The sequence below is a fragment of the Flavisolibacter tropicus genome (assembly GCF_001644645.1).
Lineage (GTDB): Bacteria > Bacteroidota > Bacteroidia > Chitinophagales > Chitinophagaceae > Flavisolibacter > Flavisolibacter tropicus.
This window is the reverse complement of the sequence record NZ_CP011390.1, coordinates 894,549-906,331: the sequence shown is the minus strand read 5'-3', so window position 1 is coordinate 906,331 and position 11,783 is coordinate 894,549. Positions and strand designations below refer to the sequence as shown.

Sequence of the window (11,783 nt, the reverse complement as noted above, 5' to 3'; positions counted from 1 at the left end):
TTTTATGATAACTGGACAAAAAGCATTGGTTACAGGTTGTAGCCGAGGCATTGGTCAGGCTATGGCTGTAGCCCTTGCGGAAGCTGGTGCCGATGTAATTGGTGTTTCTAATTCTTTACAGCCAGGTAGCGAAACGCAGAAAGCGGTAGAAGCTACAGGCCGTACGTTTTATTCCTATGCTGCAGATTTGAGTGACAGAAAGGCGCTATATGCCTTTATTGAAAAGCTTAAAGCGAAACATAATGATATTACTATCCTGGTAAATAATGCCGGTACCATTCTTAGAAATCCAGTTGCAGAACACAGTGATGAATATTGGGATAAAGTTCTTTCTGTAAACCTGGATGCTCAATTTATACTTACCCGCGAAATTGGAAAGCAAATGTTGCAAAATGGGGGAGGAAAAATTGTGTTTACCTGTTCATTACTATCCTTTCAGGGTGGAATCAATGTGCCAGGTTATGCAGCCAGCAAGGGTGCATTAGCCAGTTTGGTTAAGGCATTTGCCAATGAATGGGCTAGCAAAGGAATCAATGTAAATGGCATTGCTCCCGGTTATATTTCAACAGATAATACAGAGGCGTTGCGCAATGACCCGGTAAGAAGTAAAAGCATTTTGGATAGAATACCAGCTAGCCGCTGGGGTGAGCCAACCGATTTTAAAGGTCCAATTGTGTTTTTATGTTCGCCAGCCGCGGCCTATGTGCATGGAACCATTTTGACAGTTGATGGTGGTTGGATGGGACGCTAGAAAAGTATTTAAGATTACTAATTAATTATAGACAGAAATGGAAGAACGTTATCAGTACCACCCAGACCAAGTGAAGGGTATGAGTACCGAGCAATTACGAGATGCTTTTGCAATTTTGAATTTACTGAAATCTGAAACGCCTCGTTTTGTCTATACCCACTATGATCGCATGGTGGTTGGAGGAGTGACACCTGCTGAACAATCTGTATCCATACCTGTTTACGAACAATTAAAATCAGACTATTTCCTGGAAAGAAGGGAAATGGGTATTATTAATGTTGGGGGAGCAGGACAAATTGTTGCCGATGGTACCAGCTATGAATTAAACAAGCTGGATTGCTTATACCTGGGTAAAGGAACAAAGGAAGTTAGCTTCAAAAGTAACAGCACAAGCGAACCAGCTCAATACTTCATTTTATCTGCGCCCGCACATCAACAATATGCTAATACGTTGATGAAGAAAACAGATGCCACGCCTGTGAATCTGGGTTCTATACAAACTGCAAACGAACGTACTATATACAAATACATTCACCTAGATGGTATTAGAAGCTGCCAACTGGTAATGGGATTAACTATTTTAAAAGAAGGCAGTGTATGGAATACCATGCCAGCACATACCCATTCCAGAAGAATGGAGGCCTATCTGTATTTTGATATGCCGCAAGAGCACCGCGTATTTCACTTTATGGGACAGCCGCAGGAAACCCGCCATTTGTTATTGGGCGCTGGTGATGCTGTAGTTTCTGCTCCCTGGTCTATCCACTCAGGCTGCGGCACTACCAACTACTCATTTATTTGGGGAATGGCAGGAGAGAACCAGTCCTTTACCGATATGGATTTCGTAGAAATAAGCGAATTACGCTAAGAAAGAAAAACTAACTCACTCATTAAATACAAAGCTTGCATATGAATCGAAAAGTCTTGTTGTCGCTGCTTTTTATGTGGTGTAGCGCTATGGCGTTTGCCCAATCGCGACAGGTCACTGGTCGTATTACTAAAGATGGTAGTACAGAAGTACTTTCAGGTGTTTCTGTAACAGTAAAAGGTAGCAAATCTGTAACTACTACAAATGCGGATGGCCAATACACAATCACTGTTCCTGGTGATAATGCAGTCCTGATTTTTAGTTATGTAGGTATGCAGCCACGTGAAATCAACATTGGCAATAATCAATCAATTAGCCTGGCTCTAAAGGAAACCGCTTCTACTCTTGGCGACGTAGTTGTTGTAGGTTACCAAACCGTTCGCCGTCGTGATCTAACAGGTTCTGTATCATCCGTATCTGCGAAACAGCTACGCGATGTGCCTATTAATTCGGCAGCAGAAGCCTTAACTGGAAGACTGGCAGGTGTACAGATCAACCTGGCTGAAGGCGCTCCAAACGCAGAAGCCGTGATTCGCGTTCGTGGTGGTGGCTCTATCACTCAAAGCAACGCTCCCCTTTATGTTGTAGATGGTATTCAGGTTGAGAATGCTCTTTCTGTAATTGCTCCACAAGATATTGAGACTGTCGATGTATTAAAAGATGCATCGGCTACAGCAATTTATGGCGCCCGCGGTGCTAATGGTGTAATTATTATTACTACAAAAGGCGGTAAGCAAATGAAGCCTACTATTACCTATTCAGGCATGGTAGGGGTTCGTCAATTGGCAAATAAGCTGGATGTGATGAAGCCTTATGACTTTGTTCTCTACCAATATGAGAGAAGTAGAGGAAGCTCCCAGGATGAAAACACATTTAGAAATACATATGGAACGTTTGATGATCTGGAGCTTTATAAAAATGCACCATTTGTTGACTGGCAGGACCAAATGTTTGGTAGAGATGCATTAATGCAAACACACAACATTAGCCTGGCCGGTGGTACAGCTGCTACAAAATATAATCTTAGCCTTACTTCAAATACGGAAGAAGGTATTATGCGCGGCTCTGACTTTGATAGAAAGATTGTAAACTTCAGATTTGATCAAACAATCACTAATAAACTAAAAGCAGGCTTTAACGTTCGTTATAACCACACTACGGTTAATGGTGCAGGTACAGCTAATGCTGGTTCTTCAGCTACCAACCGTTTGCGTCATAGTGTTAAGTACAGACCAGTACTTATGGGTGATCAGGACCTGATGGCTTATGACCCAGATTATGCATTAGAAACCAATGCAAATGGACTTTCTCTGGTTAATCCTATCTTATTGAATGATGCAGAGTACCGCAAAAACCTAGATAATATCTTAAACCTGAATGGAAGTTTTACATACGACATTAATAAATACCTGTCGTTTCGTTCTACTATAGGCTTTGATGTTACGAATACTACTCAAAACGCGTTTGATGATACAATAACAACAAACGCCCGTTCTAACTCCAACATGCCAATTGCTTCAATCAATACTATTTCAAAGAACACATTTAATAATTCAAATGTGTTGACTTTTACTATGAAGAAGTCTGGTACACGATTTAGCAACAAAAATGATTTGGATGTTCTATTAGGCCAGGAGATCTATGAGAATAAATACAAAAGAAATTACATTGAGACACGTTATTTCCCAGTAGGCATTTCTCCTGAGCGTGCTTTAGGTAATATGGGCTTAGGTACAGCGCCTGTAGGTGCTAGTCAGCCGCCACCCGTTTCAACGGATTTAACCGATAAAATATTCTCCCTATTTGGCAGAGTAAATTATGCCTTTGATGACAAATATCTGGCTACGCTTACTGTAAGAGGCGATGGGTCTTCTAAATTCCCTCAAGGCAATAAATGGAGTTATTTTCCATCAGCTTCATTGGCTTGGAGAGTATCAGAAGAGCCTTTCTTTCAGCATTTAAAATCATCTATTAATGACTTGAAGTTCCGTCTTAGTTATGGTGAGGCTGGAAATAATAGAATTGGTGATTTCTTATATCTGACGCAGTATACTTCTAACATTTATTACAGTTTAAATGACCAATTGGTAACTGCCTATAACTTAGAAGATCTGGCAAATGCAAATCTTAAATGGGAAACAACTATAGCAAGAAACATTGGCGTTGATTTAAGTTTATTAAACAACCGTTTACAGGTTTCTGCTGATTTTTACAAAAACACTACTGAAGATCTTTTAGTAAGAGTTACAGTTCCTACAAGTTCTGGCTATACAACACAACTACAAAATGTGGGTGCTACTTCTAATAGAGGTGTGGAACTGCAAATAAACGGTACGCCAATACAGAAGAAAAACTTCAACTGGACAGCCAATTTCAATATTTCATATAATAAGAATAAGGTTGAGAGCTTAGGACAATACCAGAAATCCTTTCTATTCTCATCTGGATGGGCAGGAAGCAACCAGCCTTCCGATTATATCGTTAGAGTAGGAGATCCTGTAGGCGCTATCTGGGGCTTACAAACAGACGGTTATTATAAAATTGAAGACTTTGATTACAACAACGGTGTATATACTTTAAAGGCAGGTGTTCCTACTAACCAGAGCATCACTTCATTGGTGCCTCAGCCAGGTGTAATTAAGTTTAAAGACATTAGCGGACCAGAGGGCAAGGCTGATGGTATCGTTGATGACAGAGATCGTACTGTAATTGGTAACACGCAGCCCAAATTCTTTGGTGGCTTGAATCAGCAATTCACTTACAAGAATTTTGATGTCAGCTTATTCCTGAATTACCAGATTGGCAATGATGTATTAAATGCAAACAGACTAGAATTTACAAGTGGTTATACAGTGAACTCTAACTTGTTAGAAGAAATGAATAATCGCTGGAGAAATGTGAATGACCAAGGGCAAGTTGTAACTGATCCAACTGCCTTGGCTGCACTGAATGCTAATGCTACGTTGTGGTCTCCACTTAGAAGTGCCAGCTCGTTCTATGTACACTCCTGGGCTGTAGAAGATGGATCCTTCCTGCGTGTAAACAATATTACATTAGGTTACACATTACCATCTCGCTTGTTGGAAAAGGTGAAAATTACCAAATTACGTGTTTATGGTACGGTAAACAACCTGGCTGTATTTACAAACTATTCGGGGTACGATCCAGAAGTAAATACACGTCGTTCTACACCGATGACACCTGGAGTGGATTACTCCGCCTATCCAAGAAGCCGTGCATTCATCTTTGGTGCTAATTTGTCATTCTAAAAAATTATTACAATGTTATCTAACCATAAATTAAAATATTTCGTCAGCGCATTATGCTTTAGCGGTGTAATGTTTGCGATAAGCTCTTGTAAGAAATATCTTGAAGTAGAGCCTGTGTCATCGTTTGGTACAGACTATGTTTTCTCTAACTATACAAATGCAGAAAAGGCCATATTAGGTGTGTATTCTGCATTAGGAGGTGACAATGGATATGGTATACGTCTTAGCATGTACTATCCCTATGACAATGATGAAATGATGGGACAAGGCGGAACACCTTATCCTGACAATGAAAGAAGAGATATTGCGCATTTTAATGTGCAAGCTAGTAATACGCAGCTAGCGAATCCTTTTAATCAGCTATATAGAGGTATTGAGCGTGCCAATGTTTGTATTTATTACATTCCACAGATGGATAAGTATAATAATGGCAGTGAATCTGAAAAGCGCCAATTACGGATGCTTCATGGCGAAGCGTTGACCTTGAGAGCACAGTTCTATTTTGAACTAGTTCGCAACTGGGGTGATGTGCCTGCTCAATTTGAACCATCCAGCCAACAAATTGATTTGTTTATTGCCAAAATGAACAGGGATACGATTTACAATCATATCCTTGCTGATCTGGCAACAGCTTCCACCATGGTGCCCTGGAGAACAGAAGCTGCTGGTATAACAAACGAAAGAATCACTCAAGGCGCTGTTCGAGCTTTAAGAGCGAAAATTGCTTTGTTTAGAGGTGGTTATTCCCTGAGAACCAGTAAGAAAATGGAGCGACCCAGTGATTATAAAGAGTATTATAAGATTGCTAGTGACGAGACAAAAATAATCATGGGCAGAAATGACCATAAGTTGAATTCAAGTTATTTGGCTGTGTTTAAAGATGCGCTGGGCGCTCACAAACAAGAACCCAATGGTGAGATTCTTTGGGAAGTGGGTGTTGCCGGCGGTAGCAGCAATTTTGGTGATAGTAAATTAGGATATTATAATGGGCCGCGCTATAATGGGACAGGAAATGGCGCACTGACCATATTACCCACTTATTTTTATTCATTCGATCCGCAAGACACTAGAAGAGATGTGATGTGTGCACCCTATGATATCAGTGCCAACCTGAATCTGGTGGCTCGTCCGCTGCAAACAATGGTGGATGGAAAGTTTAGAAGAGACTGGACCACACAATTGACATCCAGCGCACAATATTTTGGTACTAACTGGCCCATGATTCGTTTTTCCGATGTATTGTTAATGCATGCAGAAGCTGAAAATGAATTGAACAATGGTCCTACTGCATCTGCAAAATCAGCTTTTGAACAAGTAAGATTAAGAGCGTTTGGCGGTAATGCCAGTTTAATAGGCGTTACGCCTGCTGACTATAATGGTTTCTTTAATGCTATTGTAAAAGAGCGTTCTTTAGAATTAGGTGGAGAAGGTATTCGTAAATACGACTTGATCAGATGGAATATGCTGGCGCAGCGTTTAGGCGAAACCAAGGCTGAATTAACCGCTATGGCTGCCAGAAATGCACCTTATAACAATCTGCCTGCAACCATGTATTATCAGCCTGATTCAAAAACAATTGTTTGGTTGAATTCGCTTTATAGTCCGTCTCCAGCTACGGCACCTGCTGGTTCTGCTAATGTGGCTTGGGTGGGCAGTGGTATTACTAGTACCATTACACGCTATTATGCTATAGCATTTACGCCAAATAAAAGCGAATTACTACCAATACCTCAAGCTTCTATTGATGCAAATCCAAAATTATCACAGGACTACGGCTATTAATCCATTAAAATCTTGCTATAAATGAAAATGTTTAAAAATACATTAGGTCAGTCTTTGCTTTTGACAGCGACAATACCCTTGGTCATCATTTCGTGTAAAAAGGTGGAAGAACCTGGAGAATTCAATCCTACACGAATGTTCACACCCGTAAACGTAAAAGTAACCAGTGGTGAAACACAAGCAAAACTGGAGTGGAATGTTTCGCTTTTTTCAACTGCTGGTGAAACAAAGTACCGAATAGAAGTAATGGCTGATTCAACGACTGGATCACCTGCTATTTATTCTACTGAAGTGGCTAGCCCAAATGTTACTATTACTGATGATAATATATCTATAAAGCAGAAATACTTTGCTCGTATTCGTGCAAATGCTTCTGAAGCATCTGCTGCCTCAAACTGGGTAATTAGTCCAAGTTTTAGATTAACAGGTGAGCAAATATTTTTGCCGATTACTCCTTCTACTTTAAAAGATAAGAGTGTTGAATTAAAGTGGAGACAAATGGCAGGTATTACCAAGATTGTACTTACTAAGGCAGGTACACCTACAGATGTGGCCGTAACAGCAGACGAGGTTACTGCTGCTACTAAAAAGTTAACTGGCCTTACTCCAAGTACGGACTATACTGCAGAAATATTTGCGGGAACTAAAAGTAAAGGCACCATTACTTTTAAAACTAAGGAGCTAAGTATTTTCACTATTGAAATCACACCAACGTCTAACTTAATAGATGTTGTAAACAATGCTGTAAATAATGATGTAATTGGTTTGGCTCCGGGTACATACGATGCCTCTGTTGCAAACATTGTGATTTCAGGCAAGCATATCACCCTTCAATCTACTTCTGGAAACTATAACGATACTAAAGTATTGTTTAAAGAAGTAACATTGAAAGGAACTGGTGCTGGTGTTAAAATATCAGGAATTGAGTTTGATGGTACGACTGGAGCTGCAGGTTACTTTATCAATTTAGCGGGCTTAAATGCTGATGGTGACGCTGCCACATTTAAATCTGTTTTGGTGGAGAATTCAAAGATTCATGGTACAGCTAATAGCTTGTTGAGAGGTAACCGGGCAACAGCTAATAATGGCCATAAGATAGATTTTATCAAATTCGACAACAATATCATTTATGATAATGGGTCAGGCGCTTTTGATTATATCTTATTAGATAAAATGGAATTTAATAGATTAGAATTGACACGCTCAACTTTTTATAATAGTGGTCGTCGACTAATTTCCTGGGCAACCAATATTACGGCACCCAAACCCGTAATCCTTGTAGATGCTGTTACTATAAATGGATTGGGCTATGGCGGTACATCAAGAGACAACGTGTTGTTAGATGCAAATGCAAATCCAGTTGATTTTACCTTGCGCAATAGTATTATTGCGAATATTCCAAAAGAGGGTCAAACAATTGGAGCAAACGCCTTCAGAGCTTCATCTGCTAGTTCTTCCGTTACTATCACTAACAATAATATGTTTAAAGTAACAAACGGTGCCGCAACACCTGTTGCTCTAAATTTCCCAGTTACTCCTGCAAATAATAAAACGGTAGATCTAGGTTGGACAAATACAACCAGCACATTCACTTTACCTGCAGCTTCTGAATTACGAACTGCTTCCACAACTAACGGCCCTATTGGTGATCCAAGATGGCAATAATTTATACTAATTAAAGAAAAGGTGCATTCCAACAGGAAGCACCTTTTTTGTTAGCAAGAAAATACTGCTTTGGCAACGTTAAGCAAATTAAAATAGGTAGACTCAATGCGTATGAAAGGAAAACTGATAGGCGTGTTATTTTTTGGTTGTTTAGTGGCATGTGCACAACCTAAAGTAATTGGGCATGATATTGAAAAAGAAGATCTACCCATAGCTTTCCCTGGTGCCGAAGGTTATGGAAAATATACTACAGGTGGCAGAGGTGGAGCTGTATATGTTGTAACCACTTTAAATGATAATGGTTCAGGAAGCTTACGTGATGCCGTAAGTAAGAAGGAACCTAGAGTAATTGTATTTGCGGTGTCGGGAACCATACACCTTGCATCACCATTATCAATCAAAGGAAATAAAACCATTGCTGGCCAGACAGCACCTGGTGATGGTATATGCATAGCCGACCACCCGGTAGATTTAAGTGGCGATAATATAATTGTCCGGTATCTACGATTTAGAATGGGGGACCGTTACCAGAACGGCGGTAAAGTAGACGGCTCTGGTCATGATGATGCATTTAGTGGCACCAGGCGAAAAAATATCATTATTGATCATTGTTCCATGAGCTGGAGCACCGATGAATTGTTTAGCGTATACGCAGGCGATAGTACCACACTACAATGGAACCTGATGGCCGAACCGTTGAATTATTCGTATCACTTTGAAAAGGGGGATGCCGACTTTGAGAACCATGGTTACGGAGCCATATGGGGAGGCCTGCATTTATCAGCACATCATAATTTGTTTGCACACTGTACCAGCCGTACGCCACGCTTCAATGGCATCCGGCATACACCGGAAGAAAACGTTGACTTCCGTAATAATGTGATTTATAACTGGGGGCATAATAATACCTATGCTGGCGAGGGTGGCAATTATAATATTGTCAACAATTATTACAAATACGGACCTGATACTAGAAAGGCAGTACAGAATCGTATTCTGAATCCTTTCAAAAATGAAACTATTCCTTTTGGAAAGTTCTATGTAGATGGCAATTATGTGGATGGTTCTCCAGATGTAACGCAGAACAATTGGAAAGGTGTAGCCATGGATAAAGGAACAGAAGCGGATGCATTAGCAGCGAAGCAAAGTCAAGCATTTCAATCTGTAGTTATTCCCATTCAAACTGCTACTATAGCTTACGAGCAGGTGCTACAACAGGTAGGCGCCAGTTTTAAAAGAGATACGTTGGACCAACGAATCATTAAAGAAGTGAAAACCAGAACAGGAAGGATCATTGATGTTCAGGGTGGTTATCCTCATGGCACTCCCTATGAGCAGACCGCATCAGCTTGGCCTATGCTAAAATCACTTCCAGCACTTAAGGACACAGATAGTGATGGCATGCCGGATGAATGGGAGATAAAGAATGGATTGAACCCAAATAATGCGGCAGATAGCGCGGGCTATTCGTTGCATAAGCAGTATACCAATATTGAAGTTTACATTAATAGCTTAACGGGACTGTTGTAATCTTTATTGAAACATAATTTGAAAAGAGCTTTTGTATTTGTACCACATTTCTAACAATTAAAATATGAAACCCTATTTCTTCGCATTAGCTGCTGTTCTATTCTTAACTGCATTTATTACACCTGCAAAAAGAAAGACCAAAGTCTATTTGATTGGTGATTCCACTATTTCCATTAAGGAAGTAAAAGCTTATCCGGAAACGGGTTGGGGAATGCCCTTTGCCTACTTCTTTGATTCTACTATAGAAGTTGATAATCGCGCTAAGAATGGGCGTAGCACCCGAACATTTATTAGTGAAAATCTTTGGCAGCCAGTGGCCGATGCTTTACAGGAAGGCGATTATGTATTTATACAGTTTGGTCATAATGACGAATCCAAAGAAAAAGTAGACCGGTATACAACTCCAGAACAGTATAAAGCGAATATCACTCGATTTGTCAATGAGGCTAGAACAAAAAAAGCCATTCCAATTTTATTGACACCTGTAAGCAGACGCAAGTTTGTGAATGGCACTGCCGTAGAAACGCATGAAGTCTACTCGCCATTGGTAAGGGAATTAGCCAAGACATTGAATACACCTTTTATTGATCTTGATAAGACAAGCCAGGCCTTGTACCAGCAATTTGGAGAAGAAACCTCCAAGCTTTTGTTCTTACAGGTGGCACCAGGTGAGCACCCTAACTATCCAGAAGGTAAAATAGATAATACCCATTTCAGTGAATTAGGGGCCCGTAAAATTGCGCAATTGGTATTAGCAGATGTAAAGCAGTTGAACCTGGATCTATCAAATCATATCCGTCAGCCGGAAATTAAAAAGTAAGCTAAAAACTAACTTGATTTCAAGGTTGCTAAATGCTAACGTGAGTGGTGAGTGGTGAGTGATGAGTGATGAGAAGGTCAATGTTGAAAGGTGCGTGGTGAATTGGTTTCCTAAGCCTGAAGCCGATTTAAATAAATTAATTATGATGAGAAAAGCATTCCTCGGCACATTCATTGTGCTTCTTTGTCATTTGGTACAAGCACAACATCGGATAACAGTTGCTAAAGATGGTTCTGGGCAATACAAGACGGTGCAGGCAGCACTGAATGCTGTTCCTGAAGGAAACAACAAGCCGGTAACGATCTATATCAAAAAAGGTATTTATAAAGAAGTAATAGTAGTAGATGCCACCAAGAGTTTTATCAAGCTGGTTGGAGAAGATGCCGCGAAAACTATTCTAACGTATGATAATCATGCCGGCACACGTATGCCCAATGGAGACACGTTAAATACCTGGACCTGTGCTTCCTTCTTTGTTTATGGTAATGACTTTAGTGCGGAGAACGTGAGTTTTGAAAACAATGCGGGCTTTACGGCCGGACAAGCAGTTGCACTGCGTATTGAAGGAAACCGCGCTTCCTTTAAAAATTGCAGAATGGTAGGCTTTCAAGATGTATTATTCCTAAGTGGCTCAGGCGTTAAGCATTATTTTAGAGATTGCTATATAGAGGGCACAACCGATTTTATTTTTGGTGCAGCAACAGCCGTATTTAAAAAGTGTCATATCCATAGCAAGAAGAACTCGCATGTAACAGCAGCTTCTACCAATAGCATTATCCCTTACGGTTTTGTGTTTTTGGATTGCAGACTTACCGCCGATAGCAATATCAATAAAGTGTCGTTGGGTAGGCCATGGTCATCAACAGCCTCTGTTGCCTATATAAATTGCTGGATGGATTCGCATATTGTGCCTGAGGGGTGGAACAACTGGAAGAATCCGGCTAACGAAGCAACAGCCCGTTATGCTGAATATAATAGTTCCGGGCCAGGCGCTAATAGTGATGCGCGTGTAAAATGGGCTAAGCAGTTAACAACTGAAGAAGCAAAGAAAATGACTCTTCAGAATATTTTAGGAACTTGGGACCCTGAAAAATAGTG

8 protein-coding genes are annotated in these 11,783 nt (G+C 40.4%); all 8 read left to right on the top strand.

The features are described from left to right. Positions 1 to 4: 4 nt before the first annotated feature. Positions 5 to 751 carry an SDR family NAD(P)-dependent oxidoreductase gene (locus SY85_RS03670; protein ID WP_269465691.1) on the top strand — a complete coding sequence of 249 codons (747 nt, stop codon included), beginning with the start codon at positions 5 to 7 and terminating at the stop codon, positions 749 to 751. Positions 752 to 788: 37 nt separating this feature from the next. Continuing rightward, positions 789 to 1,619: a 5-dehydro-4-deoxy-D-glucuronate isomerase gene (gene kduI / locus SY85_RS03665; protein ID WP_066401857.1), complete on the top strand. Its 831-nt coding sequence runs from the start codon at positions 789 to 791 to the stop codon at positions 1,617 to 1,619. A 41-nt stretch (positions 1,620 to 1,660) separates the two neighbouring features. After that, the gene (locus SY85_RS03660) at positions 1,661 to 4,888 is read left to right on the top strand and encodes a SusC/RagA family TonB-linked outer membrane protein (RefSeq protein ID WP_066401856.1); all 3,228 of its coding nucleotides are present in this window, start codon (positions 1,661 to 1,663) and stop codon (positions 4,886 to 4,888) included. Between the two features lie 12 nt (positions 4,889 to 4,900). Next, positions 4,901 to 6,670, top strand: coding sequence for a RagB/SusD family nutrient uptake outer membrane protein (locus tag SY85_RS03655; protein ID WP_082886278.1), 1,770 nt, complete (start codon positions 4,901 to 4,903; stop codon positions 6,668 to 6,670). A gap of 21 nt (positions 6,671 to 6,691) precedes the next feature. After that, complete coding sequence (locus SY85_RS03650; RefSeq protein ID WP_066401854.1) at positions 6,692 to 8,335, top strand: DUF4957 domain-containing protein; 1,644 nt, start codon at positions 6,692 to 6,694, stop codon at positions 8,333 to 8,335. Between the two features lie 111 nt (positions 8,336 to 8,446). Next, a complete protein-coding gene (locus SY85_RS03645; protein WP_226998988.1) occupies positions 8,447 to 9,865 on the top strand; it encodes a pectate lyase in 1,419 nt (472 codons plus the stop codon). Positions 9,866 to 9,929: 64 nt separating this feature from the next. After that, positions 9,930 to 10,685: a rhamnogalacturonan acetylesterase gene (locus tag SY85_RS03640; RefSeq protein ID WP_066401853.1), complete on the top strand. Its 756-nt coding sequence runs from the start codon at positions 9,930 to 9,932 to the stop codon at positions 10,683 to 10,685. A gap of 142 nt (positions 10,686 to 10,827) precedes the next feature. Then, the gene (locus SY85_RS03635) at positions 10,828 to 11,781 is read left to right on the top strand and encodes a pectinesterase family protein (RefSeq protein ID WP_226998987.1); all 954 of its coding nucleotides are present in this window, start codon (positions 10,828 to 10,830) and stop codon (positions 11,779 to 11,781) included. The last annotated feature ends 2 nt before the right edge of the window (positions 11,782 to 11,783 follow it).